This is a genomic window from Streptomyces spinosisporus (assembly GCF_022698145.1).
Taxonomy (GTDB): Bacteria; Actinomycetota; Actinomycetes; order Streptomycetales; family Streptomycetaceae; genus Streptomyces; species Streptomyces spinosisporus.
This window is the reverse complement of sequence record NZ_JALDAX010000001.1, coordinates 394814-417175: the sequence shown is the minus strand read 5'-3', so window position 1 is coordinate 417175 and position 22362 is coordinate 394814. Positions and strand designations below refer to the sequence as shown.

Sequence of the window (22362 nt, the reverse complement as noted above, 5' to 3'; positions counted from 1 at the left end):
CGCCCCGGGGGAGGGAGCACGCCTTGTCTCAACAGCAGCTGGGACGCCGTCCCTTGAGATCCGACCACCCGGCACCACCGGAACCCGGCGGGCCCGGCGAGACCGCACGGTTCGTCGGCTGGCTGGGCAGTCTCGGCTGCGCCGCTGCCGGGTACGGCGTGTTCCAGTTCCTGTTCGGCGTGCTGCCGCAGTCCCTGGGCGGTGAGGCCGCCCGGTATCTGATCTCCGGGGTCAGCGGGATCGGGACGGGGGTTGCCGCCTGGCTGGCGGCGGCCCTGGTCCGGGCCCGCGCCGCGGCCGGTCCGGACCGGCCCGGCATCCCCGCTCCCCGGTCCGCGGAGCGTGTGTCGCCCGGCCCGCTCCCCGATGTCTTCGCGTCCGCGTACACCACGCTCGTCGAGAAGCTGTCCGTCGTCGACGACCCGGCCCGCGGCCGCCTCACCGGCTGGTCGCACTCGCTGAGCGAGACCGGCCCGGTCCGGCCCACCTCGGTCGGCACCGCGTACGGCCTGCACGTCGTGCTCGACCTCGGCGTGCCGGACGGCCGGCTGCACCCCGGGGACCTGGTGGACACCCTGTGGCGGCTCAGGCTGCCGGACGGCGGCTGGTCGGCGCGGTCGCAGGGCGCCGAGGCGCGGCCGGAGGTCACCGCGCTGGTCCTCGGCGCGCTGGGCCGGGCCGGTGTGTCGCGCGAGCGGCTGGCGCAGGAGGTGGACCGGTGCACGGCCGCGTTCACCCATGAACTCGACCGCGCCGGACGGCAGTCGACCCATGTCGTGACGACCGTGCTGCGCGGCCTGCTGCGCGCCGCCCCCGACGCCGCCGTACTGTCCCAGCTGCGCGAGGCCCTCGCCGAGGGCTCGATCGGTGACGCCCGCCGCGACCATCTGCGCTGCTGGGGCTACCGCCTCGACCCGCCGCGCGGCCTGCCCTCCTCCCTGCACACCGCGCAGGCCGTGGTGGCCCTGGACCGGGCCGCCCGGGTGCTGGGCGAGGACGAGGCGGCGCGCGCCGCCCGCGAGGACGCCGTCCGCTGGCTGCTGACCTGCCCGGACGGCCCCCATCACCAGTGCCGGGATCTGCGCAACCTGCACGAGGAGGTGCGCCGCCCGCGCACCGACGACCCCTCACGCCACGAGGTGCTGAACGTACGGCACTTCACCGCCTCCTGGGTGGTCCGCGCGCTGATGACGCCGGGCGCCCGGGAGGTCGCGGCGCAGGACGGGCTGCAGGAGGCGTGGCGGGAGCGGCTGGACGGTGCCGCCACCGCGGTGTGGGCCGGGCAGTCGGGCGGCATCTGGTCCTGGGGCGTTCCCGACGGCGGTGAGCTGCGGCAACCCATCTGGATGACCTACCAGGGTCTTTCGGCGCTGCGGGCGCATGCCGTATGGATGTATCAGCCGGAAGACTGAACCAGGCCCCGGGCGACGGGGCCGGAACTGGGGGCACGTGCATGGGCGGTCGGCAGATTCTGGAGGCACGGCGGCTGCTGGCCAGAACGCTGGAGGGTGATCCGCCCGAGCACGAACGGGCCGCCGCGGCCCGCTCCGTCGTCGCCGAACTGGGCTCGCCCGAGCGGTTGTTGGAGCTGATCGGCGAACTCGCCTCCGACCAGGGCGACCCGGAGGGCTGCGCGAAGCTGTCGTACCGCCATGTCCTCGGCTTCGACAAGCTGCTGCTGATCGACGCCGGACCGCGCCATATGCTCCGCGCCCACTTGTGGCACCGCGGCTCGGGCGCGGTCGGCGAGGAGGACATCCACAACCACCGCTCCGCCCTCGCCTCGTACATCGTCCGCGGGCGGATCGCGATGGAGTTGTACGAGGCCGGCGACGAGGGCGGGATCGACGCCGCCCGGTACCAGGAGTCGCTGGCGCAGCGGTCGGCGGACTGGCTGCTGGAGCCGGCCGGTCCGGCGCGGCTGCGAATGACGCATGTGGGGCAGTACGCGGCGGGCAGCTCGTACGCCCTTCCGGCGCACACCCTGCACCGGGCCTGGTGCGACACGGACGCGCCGACGGTGACGCTGTTCCTGGAGACGGGGAGCGGACGCCGCGCCCACACCGACGTGTTCACCGCGGCGGGCCCCCATCCGGGGGCGGTGGCGAAGGTGCCGCTGGACGTGGACGGCTATCTGGGTGCGCTGAGCGGGCTCGCCGAGCTGCTCAGGAGCTCGTGAGGACCGCCCAGGAAAAGACTGCTCAGGAGCTCGTGAACGCCTGGTCGACGATGTCGAGGTTGTATTCGTCGATGTCGACCGTGGTCAGCTCCGAGCGTGCCAGCCAGATGTGGGCCTGGTCGGGCCTGGGCAGCGTGATCTGCCGGGTCAGCGGCCTGACCAGGAAGTTCTCCTGCCAGTTCTTGACCTCGTGGCCGCCGTACTCACTGACGAAGGACGACTCGCCGACCTTGCGGACGATCTCGCCGAGGAGCCCGGTCTCCTCCTTCAGCTCGCGCAGGGCACCGTCCCGGGCGCTCTCGTCCGGTTCGAGCTTGCCGCACGGCACGCCCCACACACGGGGCAGGAACTTTTCCGTCTCACTGCGGCGCACGAGCAGCACCCTGCCCTCGTCGTCCATCACGACCGCGGCCGCCAGCCGTTTGTCGCCGGGGATGTCCATGTCCATGGTTCCTCGGTCCCTCGCCGGAGATGAGTCCAAAGGGTCTGATACCCACGAAAGCATCCACCGTACCAAGGAGTCAGCGCCCAGCGCTGTGAACCGGGTCGCACCGTTGGGCGAGCGCGTCGACGTCCGCGTACGAGGGTGCCGTGCCCCGTGGGCTCCGGCCTGCGCGGATGTCGGCGAGTGTCTCCAGGGCGGCTCCCAGGGCCCTCCGGTACAGCAGCGAGCCGAGGCTCACCCGTCGTACGCCGAGGTCGGTGAGGTGGGGGACGGTGGGGCCGGTGGGTCCGGTGGGTCCGGTGGGCGAGTAGAGGATGTTGAGGGGGATGTCGCCCAAGTGACGGACCAGCGCGGCGATTTCGGCGGGATCCGTCAGGCCGGGCACGAACACGCCGTCGGCGCCCGCCTCCGCGTAGGCGTCGAGGCGGTGCAGCGTGCCCTCGCCGTCGCCCAGCCAGTGGGTGTCGGTGCGGGCGTTCACGAAGAGGTCCGGCGCCGCGGCCTTCACGGCGGCGATCTTCGCGGCGTGCCGCCCCACGGGGCCGAGTCCGTCCTCCAGGTTGACGCCCACGGCCCCGGCGGCCGCGAGCTCACGCGCGAACTCCCCCACCTCGTCCGGGTCTTCGGCGAAGCCGCCCTCCGCGTCGACGGACAGCAGGAACGGCGCCGGGCCCAGGGAGCGGGCGAGCCGCAGGGTCTCGTCGCGGGTCGCCGCGGCGCCGTCGGGCAGACCGGCCGCCGCGGCGACCCCGAGGCTGGTGGTGCCGACAGCGCGGAAACCCTCGGCGGCGAGCGCCATGGCGGAGGCGTGGTCCCAGGCGTTGGGCAGGAGCAGCGGCTCGGCGGCGCGGTGCAGCTCGGCGAACTCCGTCATGACAGGTCGCCCACCGAGTCCGCGTAGTACGTCGATCCCTTGAGGTGCAGGGCGAGTTCACGGAAGGTCCAGCCCTCGCCCGGCGAGTGGTCGAGCTGTTCGGCGGTGAGGGCGTCGAGGCGGTTGGCCCAGATACGGGCGAGGCGGCCGAGGCGGCTGCGGGCCTCGTCCAGGTCGGCCTGGGTGAAGGGCGCGAGATCCGCCTCGGTGGTCACCATGGACGCGTGCCAGTGGTCGGGCTGCGGTTCCTCCCCGGCCAGCCGGGCCTCCATCTCGGCGAGGTGGTCGATCAGGTGGTCGGCGACGCGGCGGATCGCCTTGTGCGGGGTGTAGACGCGGTCGTCGACATGGGCAAGCGTGCCGTCCCAGTTCAACCAGGTGGCGGCCAGTTCCAGAGTGTGGTCCACCATGCCGGTGACGGCCTGGGCGGGGGTCTGCTGCGAGGTCTCGGTCTCGGTCATACCGGCACGCTAAGACCCCGTTGCTTCGGCCCCGGCCGAAGTGTCCCGGCGCTCTTGGCAGCTGCGGCCCGATCGGCCGGTCATGGATTCACCGGCCGTCCGACGGCACGACGGACACGCCGGAGTCCTCCCACCGGACCCGCACCTCGGGCCCGTCGCTCCAGCGCACGGTCAACTCCCGCTCCCCGTCGGCCCGTACGCTCACCGTCTCCTCCAGCGGCACCGGGTCCGGCTCGCCGGTCAGCCGTGCCAGGGCGACGAACAGGGTGCCGCCGTCGCCGGTGACGCCCGTGAGCGCCTCGGAAAGGCCCACGAGGGGCAGGAGTTCGGCCCGTACGCCGTCCCGCGCCGCCCAGCCCGTCACCCGTACCGGCGTCCCCGGCTCGGCGCCCTCCACCAGATGGGCCCGTACCTCCACGGCCCCCTGCGCGAGCACCACATCGGTCACCCGCGCTCCGCCGCCCGCCGTGTGCCGGGAGGCCGCCCAGCCCTCGCCGACGCCCAGCGGTTCGATCCCGGTGCGGCCCGGATCGCCGCCGACGATCACGCTGTTGTCGGACACGCCGTTGCCGTACGACGGGACCGGCTGCGTCGCCGTCGAGTAGGCGAGGCGTGTGTAGTACGGGTCGTAGCGGACGTCCTCGCTGCCGTGGTTGTGGAGGCGGACCACACCGTCCGAACTGGTCGACTGGAGCAGCCAGTTGGGGGCGGCAAGGGCCGTGATCGCGTCGGAGCGCTCCGCCGGGCCCGGCTCCTCGGCCTCGGTCCACACCGGGTGGTCGGCGGGCAGGAGCAGGCCGAGGAAGCCCTTGCTCGCCCAGTACGGCGACGCGGGTCCCGAATAGCCTTGCAGGACGGCGGAGTCGGGGCCGTGCCAGCCGAGCGTGAGCAGGCCGCGGGAGTCCACCGCGCCGCGCTCCAGGAAGTACCTCAGCGCCCCGGAGGCCAGCCTGCGCGTCTGCCCCGGCGGCAGCGGGGTGTGCCCGGTCAGCGCGCCCAGCCACAGCGGGACCGTCGCCGCGAAGCGGTAGGTCAGCGAGCGGCCCTGGTGCATCGGGGCGCCGTCGCCGCCGAACAGCCGGGCGTAGTCCGCCAGATACCGGGAGAGCCTGCCGCCGTAATGGTCCAGCAGCCCCGTGTCGCCCGCGAGCCAGGCGTGCAGCACCGGGTAGAGATGCATCGCCCAGCCGTTGTAGTGGTCGAACTTGCGGCCGTCGCCGTCGGTGTACCAGCCCTCGCCGACGTACCACTCCTCGATCCGTCCCAGGCCGCGCTCGATCGCCTTGCGGGAGGCCTCGGGCTCGTACCCGATCTCCTGGAGGAAGCCGCCCACGGTGACCGGGAACAACTCCCAGTTGCACGGCCAGGCTTCGGCGGTGAGCGCGTCCGCGAGCCAGCCGGCCGCCCGCTGCCGCACGCCGTCGTCCAGCCGGTCCCACAGCAGCGGGCGGGTCAGCCGGAGCGCCAGGGCGATCGACGCCGCCTCGACGAGGGGCTGGCTGCGGTCCTCGATGCGGGGCCAGACGCCGTCGACGCCGGCCGCGAGTCCCTCGGCGTACCGCTGCAGCACCGTCTCGTCCCGCCGGAACGCCGCGGCGAGCAGCGTACGGGCGTAGCCCTCCAGGCCGTCGGAGAGGCGTCCTGACCAGCTCGTCCGGTCGCCGGGGAGGTGGTAGAGGGCGCCGCCCTGCGCGGCGTACGGCTCGACCGCGGCGAGCAGGGCGTCCGCGGCGGCCTCCCAGTGGGCGCGGGTGTATCCGGTGCGCGGGCTGAGGGCGCGGTCGTCGGGCGGCAGCTGCATGGGCTCTCTTTCACGGCGTACGGGGCCGGCGTACGGCGCGGCCGACGCGGGGGTGGACCTGGGGCGCCCCGGTTCCGGTCGAGACGCCCCAGGGGTTCATCCCACCCGCACCTTGCCCCCGGGCACCAGATGCTGGGCGACGCGTGCGTCGCGGACAAGTCCCGCGCGGTGCGCCGCTGCGACCGAACGGATGACAGAAGGATGGTCCACACCGGGGCTGTTGACCAGCGGGGCGGTGTGGTTGCTCTGCGTTGCGTCGGCATTGAGCCAGCGCCGTCCGTGCCGAGTCGGCGTCAGGTTCCGCGTGTCCACTGCTGGTTGGTGACTCCGTTGCAGGTGTAGGTGATGATCGCGGCGGAGTTGGCGGTGGACGCGCCGGACACGTCCAGGCACTCGCCGCTCGCGCGGGATGTGAGGGTGACGTAGGAACCGGACGTGGTCAGGGACCACTGCTGGGTGGTGGCGGTGGCGCTGCAGTTCTCCTGGGTGATTGTGCTCGCGTTCTCCTGGACGCACAGGGAGCTGTTCCTGGCCATCAGCTGGTAGTAGCCGCCGCCGACGGACCTGAACCAGTACTTCTGGTTGGCGCCGCCGTTGCAGTCGTACTGCTTGATCTGGGCGCCCTGCCACAGCGACTGACTCGTGACGTCGGCGCATCTGCCGCTGTGCCGTGCGACCAGCGTGTCGTACGTGGCGCCGGTGCCGGTGACGGTCCCGGCGGTGGTGTCGACGGTGACCTCCGGATACCAGGACATCGACAGGGAGGTCGCGCTCGGGAAGGTCAGCGGCAGCCAGACGTAGCGGGAGTCGTTGACGGTCCCGCCGAAGGAGTTGCCCCAGCGGTCGCCCAGGTAGAGGTACGAGGTGCCGGACGTGCCGGTGACGGAAAGGACGTACGCGGTCTGGGAGTTGTACGCCGTGGAGTCGCCGACGTCTCTCCACGAGGTCCACGGGCCGGACAGCGAGGTGGCGGTGGCGTACTGCTGCTGGTTGGCGCTCCAGCCGGTGGCGCCGGAGGTCAGCATGAAGTAGACGCCGCCCCGCTTGAAGAGCGCCGGGGCCTCGCGGTGGCCGCCCGGCCAGGGGTTGGCGATGCGGCTGTCGATTCCGGTGTAGTCGGCGGTGAGCCGGTAGATGTGCAGGTCGTAGTTCTCGTTGGCGGCCGACACCAGGTAGCCGGTGCCGTCGGTGTCGACGTAGGTGGTGAGGTCACGGGACATGTACTCGCCGAGCGGGCGGAAGCTGCCCCGGTAGGTGTAGGCGCCGTCGACGGTGGACGAGACGGCGACGGCGGCACGGGCCTCGCTGTAGTCGACGCCGTTCTCCTTGTGCATCCACATCACGAACATGCCGGTGGAGGCGTTGTACATGACCTTGGGGCGCTCGATGTAGGCGGTGCCCAGCTCGGAGGCGGAGGATTGGGTCAGGACGTGGTTCCTGAACTCCCAGTTCTTCAGGTCGGTGGAGCGGTAGGCGTCGACGTACCGGAAGGTGTTGTCGGCGTTGCGGTTCTCGCCGAACCAGTAGTAGTACGAGCCGACCTTGAGGACGCCGCCGCCGTGGGCATGGACGGGGTTGCCCGAAGTGTCGGTGAACTGGGTGCCGTTGGTGACGGTGCGGGCGGCCGCCTGCGCGGGACCCGCGGTCAGGAGAGCGCCGGCCAGGGCCAGACAGAGGGCGAGCAGTGTCGCGTACGCACGTCTCATGCCACGTTCTCCTTCGCCTCGGCCGGTGCTCGTGTCAGCCTCTGGTGTTCGGGGAGACGAACACCATCTGCCATCACGAACGCGGAAAAGGTAAGGGGGTGGAACGGTGAGGTCAACGGGTCGGACGCGACAGGGGACAGCGCTTTCCATGGGGGTCGATGCGCAGTCGACTACCGTCGATGACATGACCGGCACGAACACCCTCGTAGCGGCCCTCGGTCGGGGGACCGTGGTTCTCGACGGCGGCCTGTCCAACCAGCTGGAGGCGGGCGGGCACGACCTGAGCGACCGGCTGTGGTCGGCGCGGCTGCTCGCGGAGCGGCCCGAGGCGGTCACCGAGGCGCACCTCGCCTACTACGAGGCGGGCGCGGACGTGGCGATCACCGCGAGCTACCAGGCGACCTTCGAGGGGTTCGCGCTCCGCGGGATCGGCCGGGACCGGGCGGGCGAACTCCTCGGTCTGAGCGTGCAGTTGGCGCGCGAGGCCGCCGGGCGGGCGCGGGCGAAGGGGGTCACGCGGCCGCTGTGGGTGGCGGCGTCCGCCGGTCCGTACGGGGCGATGCTCGCGGACGGCTCCGAGTACCGGGGCCGGTACGGCCTGAGCGTGGCCGAACTCGAACGGTTCCACCGGCCCCGCCTCGAGGTCCTGGCGGCGGCCGGGCCCGACGTACTGGCCCTGGAGACGGTGCCCGACACCGACGAGGCCGCGGCGCTGCTGCGCGCGGTGCGCGGGCTCGGCGTGCCCGCCTGGCTGTCGTACTCCGTCGCGGGCGGCCGCACCCGTGCGGGTCAGCCCCTGGAACAGGCCTTCGCGCTCGCCGCTGACGCCGACGAGATCATCGCGATCGGCGTCAACTGCTGCGCCCCCGAGGACGTCGCTCCCGCGATCCAAACGGCCGCACACGTCACGACCAAACCGATCGTGGCCTACCCCAACAGCGGCGAGACCTGGAACGCCGAAACCCGGGCGTGGCACGGCCCCTCCACCCTCACCCCACAACAGGTCACGCACTGGCGGGACTCGGGCGCACGCTTGATCGGCGGCTGCTGCCGCGTGGGACCGGACGCGATCACGGCCATCGCGGGGGCGCTGAGGAGCTGACCGACCCTGTCACGACGGCGCCGACCGCACCGAGGGTCGAACCGCCTGCATCGCGAGCGCAACACCGGGACACGCAGGGACGGCTGGAGGGCGGATCGGCCGCCTCATCGCACCGCCCCCTCCCGCACGCCCACGCGCATGCTCACTGCCGGCGGACCGACCCCGGCAGCCGCAACCGTCGTACCACCGAGCGGAGCTCCGTCGTGCGTGACGGTGGGGTGGGAGTGGGGGCCATTGCGGGTACCGGCTGGGGCTCGGGGGTTGGGGCTGTGGTCCAGAGGGCCAGTTCGGCGTCGCGGGGGCCGTAGGCGGTGCGGGGTGGGGCCGCGTCGAAGATGCGGACGGGGTGGGTGTCGTCCCAGGGCTGCCAGCCCGGGTCGCCGTCGGTCGCGAAGCGGACCCAGGCGGAGTGCATCGCGTCGGCCAGGTGTTGCGGCCCGCCCTCGCCCGCGAGCTTGCGGGACTCCGGGACGTCGCCGGTGTCGAAGACGAAGCCGAGTTCCAGGGCGTGGCAGGCGCCGAGGCCGGGGAGGTTGGAGGGCCAGGCGAACTCGTAGACGTACGAGGAGCCGGTGTGCGCGTCGGCCAGCCGGTGCAGGGGGACGCGCAGCAGATGGTCGGTGACGATCTGCCCGACGATGTCGGCGGTGCCGGCCTCCGGGTGCAGGGTGCGGTAGCCGCGCGGCACTTCGGTGCCGCAGTGGCAGCGGGCCATGGCGCCCGCGAGGGCGACGGCACCCAGCCGGTCGACGCGTTCCAGGAGACCTCCGGGCACCAGCCACAGGCGGTACTCCTCGCTGGTCCAGCCCATCATCAGGTCGACGCCCGAAGCAGCGTCCCCCGCGGTCAGGGCCTCCAGCGGATCACGCGGCACGAGGTCGCCGTCGACGACGATCCCGAAGGAGGGCCCCCCGAGCACGGGGCTGCTGAGGCGGCCCACGTCGCCCTGGACGCGCAGCAGCAGGTCGCGGTCGACCTCGGCGAAGGCGGCGGCGGTCGCGGGCACCTTCAGCCGGGTCGCCATGCGGCGCACCATCCGGCGCACCTTGTCCCGTTCGAAGGCCTCGGGCGGCCCGCTCTGCAGGACCGCCCGGCGTATCAGCCCCTGTGCCTGCGGGGCGGCCAGCAGGGCCCCGATACTGATCGCCCCCGCCGACTGGCCGAAAAGGGTGATCCGGTCCGGGTCGCCGCCGAAGGCCGCGATCGACTCGTGCACCCACTGCAGCGCGGCGAGCTGGTCGCGCAGACCCGGGTTGGCGGGGGCGTCCGGGAAGAGTCCGTAGCCCTCGACGCCCAGCCGGTAGTTCACCGAGACCAGGACGACGCCGTCGCGCGCGAAGGTCGCCCCGTCGTACACCGGCACGGCGGAGGACCCCCTGGTCAGGGCGCCGCCGTGCAGCCACACCATGACCGGGAGCCGGGCCGCGGGTCCCGGCTCCGGGGTCCACACGTTCAGATTGAGGCAGTCGTCGCCGGGGACGACGGGGTCCGACAGATACTTCTCGAAGGCCTCGGAATACGGCGGTTTCGGCGGTGTCGGCCCGAAGGAGCCCGCGTCGCGGACCCCGTCCCAGGGCTCGGGCGGGACGGGCGGCCTGAACCGCCGGGGGCCGAAGGGGGGCGCCGCGTACGGGATGCCCCGGAACACCGCGATCCCGTCCTCGTACCGGCCGCGTACGTCGCCGTACGGCGTCCTCACCACGGGATCCGTCTGGACTGCTGCCGTCATACGACCATCAGCCTCCTCACCGCGCTACTGCACCGTGAACAACAGAGCACCACAGGGCGCGCCGGTATTCCGGTGCAGAGCGCGTTTCGGCCGCCGGTCGGGGGACCCGGCCACGGTCCGTACGGCGAGTGCGGTCCTCGCCGCCGCGCCTTCCACCTGGGGACCATCTCGCCGTTCAGAGTTTCGAAAGCCCTAGACCGCCAGGAGCCGCGAAGTCCGGGCTCTTCCCGTCGCGAGCCGGTCTCCCTAGTGTGGGAAGCGCTTACTGCCTTCATGCCGGTCGAAACTTTTCATGGCCCGGGCGGGCCGGAGAGGTGGTTCCCGATGGTCCGCACGGGGAGTGCGAGCGTGGCCGCCGGGCCGACGCTGGCGGTCGTGGCCCGCGAGGCCGGGGTGTCCGTGCCGACCGCCTCCAAGGTGGTCAACGGCCGTGAGGACGTGGCCCCGGAGACCCGCCGCCGGGTCACCGAGGCCCTGGACCGGCTCGGCTATGTCCGCAGGCCCCGGTTCGACGCGGCGAAGACACCGGGCCTGGTGGACCTGGTCGTGCACTCCCTGGAGAGCTCCTGGTCGGGGGCGGTGCTGCACGGCGTGGAGGCGGCGGCGCACGACGCGGGCCTGGAGGTGGTGGTCTCGGCGGGGCTCACCCGCACCCGCGGCGGGCGGCCGGAGCGCGGCTGGCTGGACAAGCTGATCGCGCGCGGTTCGTCCGGGGTGCTGTTCAACCTGGCCGAGCTGACTGCCTCGCAGTACGCCTGGCTGGACCAGCACCGCATTCCCTACGTCCTGATCGACCCGGTCCTCGAACCCCCGCAGGGCGTGGTGTCGGTGGGCGCCGCGAACTGGCAGGGCGGGGTGACCGCGACCGAGCATCTGCTCTCCCTCGGCCATGAGCGCATCGCCGTCATCGCCGGTCACCAGCGCAAGATGTGCAGCACCACCAGGGTGGCCGGCTACCGCTCGGCGCTCGCGTCGGCCGGCATCCGCCACCGCCCGGAGTACGTCCGCCACGCCGGCTTCGACGAGAGCGTCGCGCACCTGCGGATGCTGGAGCTCCTCGACCTGCGCGAGCCGCCGACGGCGGTCTTCGTCTGCTCCGACCACATGGCTCTGGGGGTGTACCAGGCCCTGGCCGAGCGGGGGTTGAGGGTCCCGGACGACCTCAGCGTGGTCGGCTTCGACGATCTGCCCGAGTCCCGCTGGATCTCCCCCGCGCTGACCACCATCCGCCAGCCGCTGGCGGAGATGGCGGCGACGGCCCTGCATCTGCTGGTGCGCATGATGGAGGGGGACCGCCCGGAGAGCACGCGCACCGAGTTGTCGACGCGACTGGTGGAACGGGCGAGCACGCGCACGCGTTGAGCGTGCGCCGGGAATCCGCAGGGAGCGCTGCACGGCCCGCCGTGCGCCGCAGGGAGCGATGCCGGACCGCCGTGCTCCGCAGGAGGCGCTGCACGGCCCACCGTGTCCGATTCCTTCAAGACCCGCCGCCCCCGTGCCGCCTACGGTCGTCGCATGACTCCACGAATCGATGCCGTAGGACTGGTCGTCTCCGACATGGCGGCCTCCGTCGCGTTCTACCGCCGGCTCGGCCTGGCGTTCCCCGAGGGGGCCGAGAGCGAGCCGCACTGCGAGGCCGGGCTGCCGGGCGGGTTGCGTCTGCTGCTCGACACCGAGGCCACGGTCCGCTCCTTCCACGCGGGGTGGCGGCCGCCCACCGGCGGCTACCGGACCGGGCTCGCCTTCCGCTGCGACAGCCCGGCGGAGGTGGACGCGACGTACGCGGAGCTGGTCGAGGCGGGACACCACGGGGAGCTGAAGCCGTGGGACGCCTTCTGGGGCCAGCGGTACGCGGTCGTGCACGACCCGGACGGCAACGGCGTCGACCTGTTCGCCCCGCTAGCGCAGTAGCTCGCGCAGCGGGACGCCCGCCAACTCCTTGACGTCACGGGACAGATGGGCCTGGTCGGCGAAGCCCGTCCGGGCCGCGGTGTCCGCGAACGGCACCCCCTGCCGGGCCAGCGCCAGCGCCCGCTGCAGCCGCAGCACACGGGCCAGCGTCTTGGGTCCGTAGCCGAAGGCGGCCAGTGAGCGGCGGTGCAACTGGCGGGCGCCGAGCCCGAGTTCGTCGGCGACGGCCGCGACCGGGCGGCCCCGGCCCAGGGCACCGACGAGGTGCCGCAGCAACGGGTCGGGCGGTTCGCTGTCGGCGGCCAGCCGCAGCGCCAGCTCCTCCAGCGCGCCCGCCGGTTCGGCCGCGGCGCGCATACGGGCGGTGAGGCGGCGGACCTCCGCGGCCGGCCGGAGCTCGGCGAACGCGACGCGCCGGTCGCGCAGTTCGTGCGCGGGCACGCCGAGGAGTGCGGGAGCGGTTCCGGGAGCGAGGCGCACGCCGGTCCACACGCCGGGTGCGTCGTCGGTGACGTAGGCGCGGGTGTCGGGTCCCGCGACCAGCAGCCGGTCCTCGTGCCAGAGCAGGTCCATGCAGCCGTCGGGCAGCACCCGCCCGACGCCGGCCTCGGCCGGGGTGTTGCGCCACACGACCGCTCCGGTCAGCCGGGACGGTCTCTCCACGTACACGCCGGCCAGCCTACGCGCGCACCTCGGCCGCCCGCCCCCGGTGCTCCTGCGGGCTGACGCCGTACACCCTCTTGAAGGCGCTGGACAGGGCGAACGCGCTGCCGTAGCCGACCCGCCGGGCGATCGCCTCCAGGGTGTCGTCGGTGTCCCGGAGCGCGTCCGCGGCCAGTGCCAGACGCCAGCCGGTCAGATACGTCATCGGGGGCTCGCCCACCAGCTCGGTGAACCGGCGGGCGAGCGCGGCCCGGGACACCCCGGCCTTGACCGCGAGCGAGGCCACTGTCCAGGGGTGCGCGGGGTCGTCCTGGACCAGCCGCAGCACCCGGCCCACCACGGGGTCCGCGAGCGCCCGGTACCAGGCCGGCGCCTCCGCCTCGGGGCGGGAGAACCAGGCCCTGAGCGCGGCGATGACGAGCAGGTCCAGGAGCCGGTCGAGGACCACCTCCTGGCCCGGTTCGTCCCGCCCGATCTCCTCCATGAGGAACGGCGTCAGCGGGCAGTCCCACACCTCCGAGGTGAGGGTCAGCAGGGGCGGCAGGGCGTCGAGAAGCCGTCCGCTGACCTCGCCCTGCCACAGATAGGTGCCGATCAGCAGCACCGCGGAACCGTCGAGCCGATGGCCCCAGCTGCGCACGCCGAGGTCCATGGAGCCGTTCAGCGACCGCCCGTCGGGGTAGCTGCACTCGGCGCCCGGCAGGATCAGCGCCTGCGGCGGGGTGCCGGGGTCGTCGGCACACGTGTAGGGGTCCGGGCCGCGCGCGATGGCGAGGTCGCCCGGCCGCAGCAGCACCGGCTCGGCGGCGTCCGGCAGGACCCAGGCCTCGCCGCGCACCATCAGCATGACGGTCAGGGGCGCTCGGTCCTCGATGCGCACGGACCACGGCGGTTCGAAGCACGCACGGATCATGAAGGCGCCCCGCGCGCGGGGGCCTTCGAGGAGGCCTGCGAGAGCGTCCATGGGCTCAGCGTAGACGTCCGCGCATGGGAATGAGCCGTTCAGCCATGGGGCCTTGGGGTGCCGGGCCGTTGACTTGAGGCATGGCGGACAACACAGCGAAGACGCAGAAGATGACGGTCGTGGTGACCGGTGCCTCGGGTCGTACCGGGAGCCGGGTGGCACAGGCGGCACGGGCGGCGGGCCTGACGGTGCGGGCCGCGTCCCGCGCCCGGGGCTTCGACTGGGAGGACCCGACGACCTGGGCGGAGATCCTGTGGGGCGCGGACGCGGCGTACCTCATGTATCCGTCCGACGTCGGCTCCCCGGCGGCGACCGAGGGCATCGGGGCCCTGGCGCGGGAGGCGGTCGGGATCGGGGTGCGGCGACTGGTGCTGCTGTCGGCGCGCGGCGAGGAGCAGGCGCGGGCGACCGAGGAGGCGCTGCGAGGTTCGGGCGCGGACTGGACGATCGTACGGGCCGCCTGGTTCGCGCAGAACTTCAGCGAGGGGCCGCTGCTGGACGAGCTGCGCGGGGGCGGGCTGGTGTTCCCGGCCGGTGAGGTGCGGGAGCCGTTCATCGACGTACGGGACATAGCCGACGTGGTGGTGACCGCGCTGACCTCCGGGGACCGGTATGTGCGGCGGGCGGTGGAGATCACCGGGCCGCGGCTGCTGTCCTTCCGGGACGCGGTCGCGGAGATCTCGGAGGCGACCGGCACGGAGCTCACATACACACCGGTCCCGGCGCGCGCCTACGGCGAGGCGCTGACCGGGTTCGGGGTGCCGCCGGAGGAGGCGGAGTTCCTGGTGGAGGTCTTCGAGGGGCTGCTCGACGGCCGCAACGCCCGTCTCACGGACGGCGTCCGGGAGGTACTGGGCCGTGCGCCGCGCGACTTCACGGACTTCGCGCGGGAGGCGGCCGCGGCGGGCACCTGGAAGGCGTGAAGCGTCAGGACGCGTCCGGTTTCTGTCCCGTGTGCGGCGGGTGCGTGCTCTTGACATGGGTGCGCAGCCGGGAGGTGACGTCCTCCGGCGGCAGGAAGCGGGACCAGCGCTCCGGGAACTCCGAGGGCATGTCGGGGTCTTCGGGGTCGGGTTCGTGGCCCGCGGCGGCGCGGGCCACGTGCTCGGCGAGCTGTGCCTCGCGCATGCGCTCGTTCGCGGCACGGGCCGCGGCGGTCGCGGCGGCCGGCCAGACCCGGTCGATCGCGGCGTTGACCGCGGCCCCGACGAGCACGGCGAAGGCGGAGACACCGATCCACAGCAGCACGGCGACGGGCGCGGCGAGCGAGCCGTAGATGGTGGGGCCCTCGACCGTGCTGGTGAGGTAGATGCGCAGCAGGAAGCTGCCGAGCACCCACATCGCGAGGGCGACCAGGGCGCCGGGCACGTCCTCGATCCACGGGGAGCGGACGGGCACGGACACGTGGTACAGCGTGGTCAGGAAGACCACCGACAGGACGATGACCACGGGCCAGTACAGCACTTGCACGACGGTCGTCGACCAGGGCACGACGTTCACCACCGCGTCCGGTCCGGCCACCATCAGCGGCAGCGCGACCGAGCCGATCAGCAGCGCCACGATGAAGAGCAGGAAGGCCAGCAGACGGGTCTTCACGATGCCGCGGGCGCCGTCGAGGCCGTACATCACGGTGATCGTGTCGATGAAGACGTTCACGGCGCGCGAGCCGGACCACAGGGCGAACACGAAGCCGATGGAGATGACGTCCGGTCTGCCGCCCTTCATCACGTCGTGCAGGATCGGCTGGGCGATCTCGGAGACGCCCTTGTCGGACAGGACGGTCCGGGACGCCTCCAGGATGTTGTTCTCCAGGCTGGCGATGGTGTCCGCGCCGGTCCAGTCGTCGACGTAGCCGAGCAAACCGATCATGCTGAGCAACAGCGGCGGCACGGACAGCAGCGTGAAGAACGCGGCCTCGGCCGCGAGGCCCAGGATGCGGTACTCCATGCAGGAGTTGACGGTGTCCTTGAGCAGCAGCCAGGCGGTCCTTCGCTTCGAGACGTTCCGGTAGAGGGCACGTGCCCGGTGGAGACGCCCGGAAGGGCCCTGTGGGGATTCACTTGCTGGCTGCACGACCTAAAGGTATCCGCCGTGACGGGGTGCACTCACCCCCCGGCCCCGCGGCCTGTCGGGGCGCCCGGGCGGAAACGGGGCGGCAACGGACCGGAAACCGGCCGAGCGATTCCCACCCATTGTCGTGTCATGTCCGCGATGGCCGGATTGTTCCGCCGTTCAACCGGAACCGATGCACACACATGTATCACCCATTCGGGAAGTTACCCGGTCGCGCGCCGCGGCACCCGAAATCCGGGTCGCGATCAATACATTCCACAGCGACTGGAACGCGCCAATGGACGAAACGGCCTTGAACCGTTCATGAACTCTCCGAAAGAATTCGCATTGCATTCGTCGTGCATGCTGAGAACGACTCAGGCGCACACGACACGGGGGACTTCGAGGGCCCGAGACCAAGGCCCGATCCAGCCGCGTTACCCGTGATCCGCATGGGACCCGTGCGGGTCGCACCGTGCTGCCCTGCGCCATTTTTCACGCGGCCACTCCACACACTCAAGCACCATTCTGAACTCGAATCCCAATCTTCTGGAATTCCGTCCCGGCGTGAACAGCCGGCGGAGTTCCGCCGTATTTCTCTCGGGGGAATTTTCATGCCAGCTGCGTACTCATCGACGCGTACGCCGCCACGGGCTCGACGGGGCGGCGCGGGCAGAGCCGCGCCGCGGATCGCCGGAGTGGACGCGGCACGGGGGCTGGCACTGATCGGGATGTTCTCGGTGCATGCGTACGGGGCGTTCGCGGCGGACGGCTCACCGACGCCGGCGTGGATGTTCGCGGGCGGCCGCTCGGCGGCGACCTTCGCCCTGCTGGCGGGCGTGGGACTGGCGTTCACCACGGGCGGGCGGCGACCGGTGGTCGACCGCGGCACCCGCGCGGCGATCGCCACCCGGGCCCTGCTCGTCGGCCTCGCAGGACTGCTGCTCGGCCTCGCCTCCCGCACGGCCGGCCTGGACGTGGACGTGATCCTGGTCTTCTACGCCCTGCTGTTCCTGTGCGCCCTGCCGCTGCTGCGCCTGCATCCGCGCACCCTGATCGGGCTCGCCCTGTTCCTCGCCGTCGCAGGCCCCGTGCTCGTGCATCTGCTGCGCGATGTGCTGCCGATGCCCTCCTACGACGGCGATCCGACCCCGGCGGACCTGTTCACCGACCCGCTGGGGCTCCTGTCCGACCTGCTCGTCCACGGCAACTACCCGGTGCTCGCCTGGACCGCCTATGTGTGCGCCGGGCTCGCGGCGGGACGCCTGGACCTGAGGTCGAGGCGGGTCGCCGGGCGACTGCTGGCGGGCGGGCTCGCGCTGGCGGCCGGCACCTGGCTCGCCGCCACGCTGCTGCTGCGGTGGTTCGGCGGGCTGTGGCACCTGTGGCGGGCGGAGTTCACGGACACACCCTGGCCCGAGGCACGCAACGAGGTCCTGTGGGACGCCCCCGACGGCGCCACCTGGTGGTCCCTGATCTCCCGCGCCCCGCACTCCACTTCACCCTTCGACATGCTGCACACCCTGGGCTCGGCGGCCGCGCTGCTCGGCGCGGTCCTCCTCCTGACCCGGCACGCACCCGGCCGCACGGCGCTCGCGCCCCTCGCGGCGGCGGGCAGCATGCCGCTCACCCTCTACTGCGCGCACGTCCTGTTCCTCGCGACGGGCGCGCTCGAGGACTCCCCCGATCTGCTCTGCGCCGCGCTGGTCGCCGGCGCACTCCTCTTCGCCATGTGTTGGCGGCGGACGGCGGGCCGGGGCCCCCTTGAGGCCCTGGTCGCGGCGGCGGCCGGACGGGCGCGCAGAGCGGCCCTCGGCCGTGATGCAACAAGCCTGTCACCGACGGAACCGGACAAGCCGCAAAGCGCGTAAAGACTGCAAAACCCGTAAGGAGCAGACGTGGTGGGAAAAATCGACACCCTCACCGAAAATGTACTGGCCGAGGTCCTGGCCGGCGTCGTACGCCGGGACCACATACCGGTCGACAGCCACTTCTTCGACGATCTCGGCGCCAACTCGCTGGTGATGGCCCACTTCTGTGCCCGGGTCCGCAAGCGACCCGACCTGCCGTCCGTGTCGATGAAGGACGTCTACGGCAACCCGACGATCCGCAGCCTGGCCGCCGCCCTCGACACGGCCCCGGCCGCCGCTGCGGCCCCGGCGCCGGTGGCACCCGCGCCGCAGCCCGGCAGCACCCCGCGCCATCTCCTGTGCGGTCTGCTGCAGTTCCTGGTCTTCGCCGGGTACTGCGCGATCGCCGGGATCGTCATGGGCCTGGGCTACGAGTGGATCTCCGCCGTGGACGGGGTCCTCGACATCTATCTGCGGTCGCTGGTCTTCGGCGCCTCGGTGTTCGCGGGCGCCTGCGTCGTCCCGATCACCGCCAAGTGGCTGCTGGTGGGCCGCTGGAAGGAGACGGAGTTCCCCGTCTGGAGCCTCGCCTACGTCCGCTTCTGGACCGTCAAGGCGCTGCTGCACACCAACCCGCTGATCCTGTTCACCGGCAGCCCGCTGTACGTGCTCTACCTGCGGGCGCTCGGCGCGAGGATCGGCAAGGGCGTCACGATCCTGACCCACACCGTGCCGGTCTGCACCGACCTGCTGACGGTCGGCGCCGGTTCGGTGATCCGCAAGGACTCCTTCATCCTCTGCTACCAGGCGCACGCGGGGCGCATCCGCACCGGCCGGGTGACGCTCGGCCGCGATGTGTACGTGGGTGAGAAGTCCGTCCTCGACATCGGTACGACGATGGGTGACGGCGCCCAGCTCGGCCACTCCTCCGCCCTCTACGGCGAGGCGTCGGTCCCGGCCGGCGAGCGTTGGCACGGCTCGCCCGCCGTACGCACGGACGTCGACTACGTCCGCATCCCCCCGGCCCGGGTCACCACCCTGCGCCGGGTCCTGTACGGCCTCGGCGGACTGCTGCCGATGCTGATCGTCTACGTCCCCGTCGGCCTCGGCGGAACCTATCTGCTGCTGACGGTGGTTCCCGCCCTCGGCACGCTGCTCGACCCGTCCTCCCACGACCTGGGCTCGGCCGCGTTCTACGGCGAGTCCCTGGGCTTCTCGCTGGCGGCCTACGCGGCCTTCATGGTCGCCGGCTTCCTCTCCGTGGCGGTGCTGCCGCGCCTGCTGGGCCGGATGCTCCGCCCCGACACGGTCTATCCGCTCTACGGCTTCCACTACTCGGTGCAGCGCGCGATCGCCCGCATGAGCAACATCAAGTTCTTCAAGTGGCTCTTCGGCGACAGCTCGTACATCGTCCACTACCTCAGGTCCATCGGGTACGACCTCTCGCACGTCGAGCAGACCGGCTCCAACTTCGGCACCGAGGTGCAGCACGAGACACCGCACCTGGTGACCGTGGGCAGCGGCACGATGGTCGCCGACGGACTGTCCGTCGTGAACGCCGACTTCTCCGGCACGTCCTTCCGGGTCTCCCGCGCGACGATCGGCGCGCACAGCTTCCTCGGCAACCACATCGCCTACCCCAGCGGCGGCCGCACCGGCGAGAACGTCCTGCTGGCGACGAAGGTCATGGTCCCGCTGGACGGCGAGGTGCGCGAGAACGTGGGCCTGCTGGGCTCGCCCGCCTTCGAGATCCCGCGCTCGGTGGAGCGCGACAGCCGCTTCGACCACTACCGCGAGGGCGACGAGCTGCGCCGCCGGCTGGCCCTGAAGAACCGCTACAACCTGCGCTCGATGGGTCTGTTCCTGTTCGTGCGCTGGCTGCACTGGTTCGCCCTCAGCGTGCTCGGCTTCGCCGCCTTCGACCTGTACGGCGCCGAGGGCGCCACGGGCGGACTGGTGATCGGTGCGTCCCTGCTCGTGGGCCTGCTGTTCAGCACCGGCTACTACGTCCTGGTGGAGCGGATGATCACCCGCTTCCGGCCGCTGAAGCCACAGCTGGTCTCGATCTACGACCCGCACTTCTGGTGGGTGGAGCGCCTGTGGAAGGTGCCCGACCACCACCTCGAGGTGTTCAACGGGACGCCGTTCAAGACGTTCGTGTGGCGGCTGCTGGGCGTACGGATCGGTCGCCGGGTCTTCGACGACGGCTGCTACATCACCGACCGCACGCTCTCCGCGATCGGCGACGACTGCACCCTCGCCGCCCACACCAAGGTGCAGGCCCACTCGCAGGAGGACGGCACCTTCAAGTCCGACCACATCACGATCGGCGCCGGCTGCACGCTCGGCACCGGAGCGCTCGTGCACTACGGCGTCTCCATGGGCGACGGCGCGGTCCTCGCGCCCGACTCCTTCCTGATGAAGGGCGAGGAGATGCCCCCGGGGACGCACTGGGGCGGGAACCCGGCGGTCGCGCCGCGGCACGCGTGACCACGAACGCAAGGAAACACAGGGGGGAACCACCGATGGAAACCATTCCGCACTGGACGCTCGACCCGGTCGTGGGCGTCGCGGAGTACGACGTCCCGCTGCCGGACGGCGTACCCGGCACAGCGGCCGCGCTGGCCGCCGCGCACACCCGGGTGCTCGCCGCACTGTCCGGCGAGGACGAGGTGACGGCCGGGCCCGAGGACGGCGCCCTGCACGTCGCCGTCACCGGCCGCACACTGCGCCTGCGCTACCGCACCGACGTGCTCGACGCCGGTGCCGCCGCCCGGATCGCCGGCTACCACCTCACGGCGCTGGCCCAGCCCGAGCGCTCCAGCCTGCTGTCCGAGGAGGAGATCAGGTTCCAGCTGCAGGAGCTGGCGGGACCCGAGCGGACGCTGCCGGACCGGCGCGTGCACGAGCTGTTCGAGGAGCGGGTGCTGCTGCACCCGGACGCGGTGGCCGCGGTCCAGGAGGAGCGGGAGTGGACGTACCGGGAGCTCAACTCCCGTGCCAACCGCATCGGCCGGGCGCTGCTGGCGCGCGGGCTGAGCGGCGAGGGCGTCGTCGCGGTCGTGATGGAGCGCAACCTCGACTGGCTGGCCGCCGTGCTCGGCGTCCTCAAGGCGGGCGGCGTCTATCTGCCGATCGAGCCGCACTTCCCGGCCGACCGCATCGCGACCACCCTCGGCCGGGCCGGCTGCGACCTCGTGCTCACCGAGCACGGGAGCGCCGGCCATGTCGACCAGGCCGCCCGCACGCTGTTCGTGGCCGACGCCTACGCGGAGGACCACGCCGACGACGACCTCGGTGTGCCCGTCGGGCCCGGACAACTCGCCTACATCTACTTCACCTCCGGCTCCACCGGTGAGCCCAAGGGCGCGATGTGCGAGCACGCCGGCTTCCTCAACCACGTCCTCGCCAAGATCGACGACCTGGGGGTCGGGGCCGGGCGCACGGTCGCGCAGACCGCCCCGCAGTGCTTTGACATCTCCCTGTGGCAGCTGGTCTCCGCGCTGCTCGTCGGCGGGCGGACGCTGCTGGTCGGGCAGGAGACGATCCTGGACGTGCCGCGGTTCGTGGACACGATCGCGCAGGGCCGGGTGAACGTCCTGCAGATCGTGCCGTCGTATCTGGAGGCCGTGCTGGCCGAACTGGAGCAGCGGCCGCGCGAACTGCCCGACCTGCGCTGTGTGTCGGTCACCGGTGAGGCGGTCAAGAAGGAGCTGGTGCAGCGCTGGTTCGACGCGATGCCCGGGATCCGCCTCGTCAACGCCTACGGCCTGACCGAGACCTCGGACGACACCAACCACGAGGTCATGGACCGGGTGCCGGACCAGGAGCGGGTACCGCTCGGGCCGCCGATCGCGAACGTACGGGTGTACGTCGTCGACGCGGACCTGCAGCCCGTGCCGCTCGGCGCACCCGGCGAGATCGTCTTCTCCGGTGTCTGCGTGGGCCGTGGCTACGTCAACGACCCCGAGCGCACGAAGGCCGCCTTCGGCGAGGACCCTTACCGGCCCGGCGAGCGGCTGTACCGCAGCGGCGACCACGGGCGATGGCTGCCCGACGGGAAGCTGGAGTTCCTCGGCCGCCGCGACAGCCAGATCAAGATCCGCGGCTTCCGCGTCGAGATCGGCGAGATCGAGAACGCGCTGCTGCGGGTGCCCGGTGTGCGGGACGGCGCGGTCGTCGTACGGGCGGAACAGCTGGTGGCGTTCTGCACCGGCGACGAGCCGGTGGGCGCCGAGGAGGTGCAGAACAAGCTGGCCGCCTCGCTGCCCTCGTACATGGTCCCCGCGGTCGTGCACTGGCGCGAGCGGCTGCCGCTGACCGCCAACGGCAAGATCGACCGCAAGACGCTGACCGCGCTGGCCGAACAGCTCGACCCCGCGGACTCCGAGGCGCCCGACACGCCCGCCGAGCGGCGGCTGGCCGCCGCCTGGGCCGAGGTGCTCGGCGTGAGCGCCGACCGGATCGGCCGCCGGGACCACTTCTTCGACCGCGGCGGCACCTCGCTGTCCGCCGTGAAGCTCGCGATCGCCCTGGACCGGGCGATCACCCTCAAGGACGTCACCCGCCACCCGGTCCTCGCCGATCTGGCGGGGCTGCTGGACCAGCGCCACTGAAAGGAACCA

At 72.2% G+C, this 22362-nt stretch carries 18 protein-coding genes; 9 read left to right on the top strand and 9 right to left on the bottom strand.

What is annotated here, in order from left to right; all coding sequences use genetic code 11:
- Positions 1-23: 23 nt before the first annotated feature.
- Both MQN93_RS01780 and MQN93_RS01775 read left to right on the top strand, forming a co-directional pair.
- Positions 24-1412, top strand: a complete 1389-nt coding sequence (locus MQN93_RS01780; protein WP_242707991.1) for a prenyltransferase/squalene oxidase repeat-containing protein — start codon at positions 24-26, stop codon at positions 1410-1412.
- A gap of 41 nt (positions 1413-1453) precedes the next feature.
- Entirely contained in the window at positions 1454-2179 is a 726-nt protein-coding gene (locus MQN93_RS01775) for a hypothetical protein (protein WP_242707990.1), read from the top strand.
- A 22-nt stretch (positions 2180-2201) separates the two neighbouring features.
- Here the strand turns inward: MQN93_RS01775 and MQN93_RS01770 are convergent, their stop codons facing one another.
- The 5 genes from MQN93_RS01770 to MQN93_RS01745 form a co-directional block, all read right to left on the bottom strand.
- Positions 2202-2621, bottom strand: coding sequence for an NUDIX hydrolase (locus MQN93_RS01770; protein ID WP_242708500.1), 420 nt, complete (start codon positions 2619-2621; stop codon positions 2202-2204).
- A 79-nt stretch (positions 2622-2700) separates the two neighbouring features.
- Positions 2701-3498, bottom strand: a complete 798-nt coding sequence (locus tag MQN93_RS01765; protein WP_242707989.1) for an isocitrate lyase/PEP mutase family protein — start codon at positions 3496-3498, stop codon at positions 2701-2703.
- On the bottom strand, positions 3495-3959 hold the full coding sequence (locus MQN93_RS01760; RefSeq protein ID WP_242707988.1) for a hypothetical protein: 465 nt from the start codon (positions 3957-3959) through the stop codon (positions 3495-3497). The genes MQN93_RS01765 and MQN93_RS01760 overlap by 4 nt, the downstream gene beginning before the upstream one ends.
- Positions 3960-4047: 88 nt before the next feature.
- Positions 4048-5760, bottom strand: coding sequence for a DUF2264 domain-containing protein (locus MQN93_RS01755; protein ID WP_242707987.1), 1713 nt, complete (start codon positions 5758-5760; stop codon positions 4048-4050).
- Positions 5761-6053: 293 nt separating this feature from the next.
- Positions 6054-7466, bottom strand: a complete 1413-nt coding sequence (locus MQN93_RS01745) for an RICIN domain-containing protein (protein WP_242707986.1) — start codon at positions 7464-7466, stop codon at positions 6054-6056.
- 184 nt (positions 7467-7650) lie between these two features.
- Here MQN93_RS01745 and mmuM point away from each other — a divergent pair, with 184 nt between their 5' ends.
- Positions 7651-8568, top strand: a complete 918-nt coding sequence (gene mmuM, locus MQN93_RS01740) for a homocysteine S-methyltransferase (protein ID WP_242707985.1) — start codon at positions 7651-7653, stop codon at positions 8566-8568.
- Positions 8569-8710: 142 nt separating this feature from the next.
- On the opposite strand, the gene MQN93_RS01735 is transcribed toward mmuM, so the two are convergent.
- On the bottom strand, positions 8711-10297 hold the full coding sequence (locus MQN93_RS01735; RefSeq protein ID WP_242707984.1) for a carboxylesterase/lipase family protein: 1587 nt from the start codon (positions 10295-10297) through the stop codon (positions 8711-8713).
- 324 nt (positions 10298-10621) lie between these two features.
- Here MQN93_RS01735 and MQN93_RS01730 point away from each other — a divergent pair, with 324 nt between their 5' ends.
- Positions 10622-11659 (top strand): LacI family DNA-binding transcriptional regulator, encoded by a 1038-nt coding sequence (locus MQN93_RS01730; RefSeq protein WP_016431903.1) that lies wholly within the window; start codon positions 10622-10624, stop codon positions 11657-11659.
- Positions 11660-11812: 153 nt separating this feature from the next.
- Positions 11813-12208: a VOC family protein gene (locus tag MQN93_RS01725; RefSeq protein WP_242707983.1), complete on the top strand. Its 396-nt coding sequence runs from the start codon at positions 11813-11815 to the stop codon at positions 12206-12208.
- Here MQN93_RS01725 and MQN93_RS01720 read toward each other — a convergent pair.
- Positions 12197-12877 carry a helix-turn-helix transcriptional regulator gene (locus MQN93_RS01720; RefSeq protein ID WP_242707982.1) on the bottom strand — a complete coding sequence of 227 codons (681 nt, stop codon included), beginning with the start codon at positions 12875-12877 and terminating at the stop codon, positions 12197-12199. The two genes, MQN93_RS01725 and MQN93_RS01720, sit on opposite strands and share 12 nt — an antisense overlap.
- Positions 12878-12887: 10 nt before the next feature.
- The gene (locus MQN93_RS01715; protein WP_242707981.1) at positions 12888-13835 is read right to left on the bottom strand and encodes an AraC family transcriptional regulator; all 948 of its coding nucleotides are present in this window, start codon (positions 13833-13835) and stop codon (positions 12888-12890) included.
- Between the two features lie 80 nt (positions 13836-13915).
- On the opposite strand from MQN93_RS01715, the gene MQN93_RS01710 reads away from it, so the two are divergent.
- Positions 13916-14758, top strand: coding sequence for an NAD(P)H-binding protein (locus MQN93_RS01710; protein WP_242707980.1), 843 nt, complete (start codon positions 13916-13918; stop codon positions 14756-14758).
- Positions 14759-14762: 4 nt separating this feature from the next.
- Here MQN93_RS01710 and MQN93_RS01705 read toward each other — a convergent pair whose 3' ends face one another.
- The gene (locus MQN93_RS01705; protein WP_078516498.1) at positions 14763-15908 is read right to left on the bottom strand and encodes a YihY/virulence factor BrkB family protein; all 1146 of its coding nucleotides are present in this window, start codon (positions 15906-15908) and stop codon (positions 14763-14765) included.
- A 677-nt stretch (positions 15909-16585) separates the two neighbouring features.
- Between MQN93_RS01705 and MQN93_RS01700 the strand changes: the two genes are divergently transcribed.
- From MQN93_RS01700 to MQN93_RS01690, 3 genes are read left to right on the top strand one after another with little or no spacing between them, the layout of a single operon-like run.
- The gene (locus MQN93_RS01700; protein ID WP_242707979.1) at positions 16586-17758 is read left to right on the top strand and encodes a heparan-alpha-glucosaminide N-acetyltransferase domain-containing protein; all 1173 of its coding nucleotides are present in this window, start codon (positions 16586-16588) and stop codon (positions 17756-17758) included.
- A 30-nt stretch (positions 17759-17788) separates the two neighbouring features.
- Positions 17789-20227, top strand: a complete 2439-nt coding sequence (locus MQN93_RS01695; protein WP_037780978.1) for a Pls/PosA family non-ribosomal peptide synthetase — start codon at positions 17789-17791, stop codon at positions 20225-20227.
- 35 nt (positions 20228-20262) lie between these two features.
- The gene (locus MQN93_RS01690) at positions 20263-22353 is read left to right on the top strand and encodes a non-ribosomal peptide synthetase (protein WP_242707978.1); all 2091 of its coding nucleotides are present in this window, start codon (positions 20263-20265) and stop codon (positions 22351-22353) included.
- The last annotated feature ends 9 nt before the right edge of the window (positions 22354-22362 follow it).

What these genes read in the sequence shown, in the direction of transcription:
- MQN93_RS01730 (WP_016431903.1), top strand. Translation starts at nt 10,622, where the DNA reads ATGGTCCGCACGGGGAGTGCGAGCGTGGCCGCCGGGCCGACGCTGGCG.
- MQN93_RS01770 (WP_242708500.1), bottom strand. Translation starts at nt 2,621, where the DNA reads ATGGACATCCCCGGCGACAAACGGCTGGCGGCCGCGGTCGTGATGGAC.
- MQN93_RS01725 (WP_242707983.1), top strand. Translation starts at nt 11,813, where the DNA reads ATGACTCCACGAATCGATGCCGTAGGACTGGTCGTCTCCGACATGGCG.
- MQN93_RS01765 (WP_242707989.1), bottom strand. Translation starts at nt 3,498, where the DNA reads ATGACGGAGTTCGCCGAGCTGCACCGCGCCGCCGAGCCGCTGCTCCTG.
- MQN93_RS01735 (WP_242707984.1), bottom strand. Translation starts at nt 10,297, where the DNA reads ATGACGGCAGCAGTCCAGACGGATCCCGTGGTGAGGACGCCGTACGGC.
- MQN93_RS01710 (WP_242707980.1), top strand. Translation starts at nt 13,916, where the DNA reads ATGGCGGACAACACAGCGAAGACGCAGAAGATGACGGTCGTGGTGACC.
- MQN93_RS01715 (WP_242707981.1), bottom strand. Translation starts at nt 13,835, where the DNA reads ATGGACGCTCTCGCAGGCCTCCTCGAAGGCCCCCGCGCGCGGGGCGCC.
- MQN93_RS01775 (WP_242707990.1), top strand. Translation starts at nt 1,454, where the DNA reads ATGGGCGGTCGGCAGATTCTGGAGGCACGGCGGCTGCTGGCCAGAACG.
- MQN93_RS01760 (WP_242707988.1), bottom strand. Translation starts at nt 3,959, where the DNA reads ATGACCGAGACCGAGACCTCGCAGCAGACCCCCGCCCAGGCCGTCACC.
- MQN93_RS01745 (WP_242707986.1), bottom strand. Translation starts at nt 7,466, where the DNA reads ATGAGACGTGCGTACGCGACACTGCTCGCCCTCTGTCTGGCCCTGGCC.
- MQN93_RS01690 (WP_242707978.1), top strand. Translation starts at nt 20,263, where the DNA reads ATGGAAACCATTCCGCACTGGACGCTCGACCCGGTCGTGGGCGTCGCG.
- MQN93_RS01755 (WP_242707987.1), bottom strand. Translation starts at nt 5,760, where the DNA reads ATGCAGCTGCCGCCCGACGACCGCGCCCTCAGCCCGCGCACCGGATAC.
- mmuM (WP_242707985.1), top strand. Translation starts at nt 7,651, where the DNA reads ATGACCGGCACGAACACCCTCGTAGCGGCCCTCGGTCGGGGGACCGTG.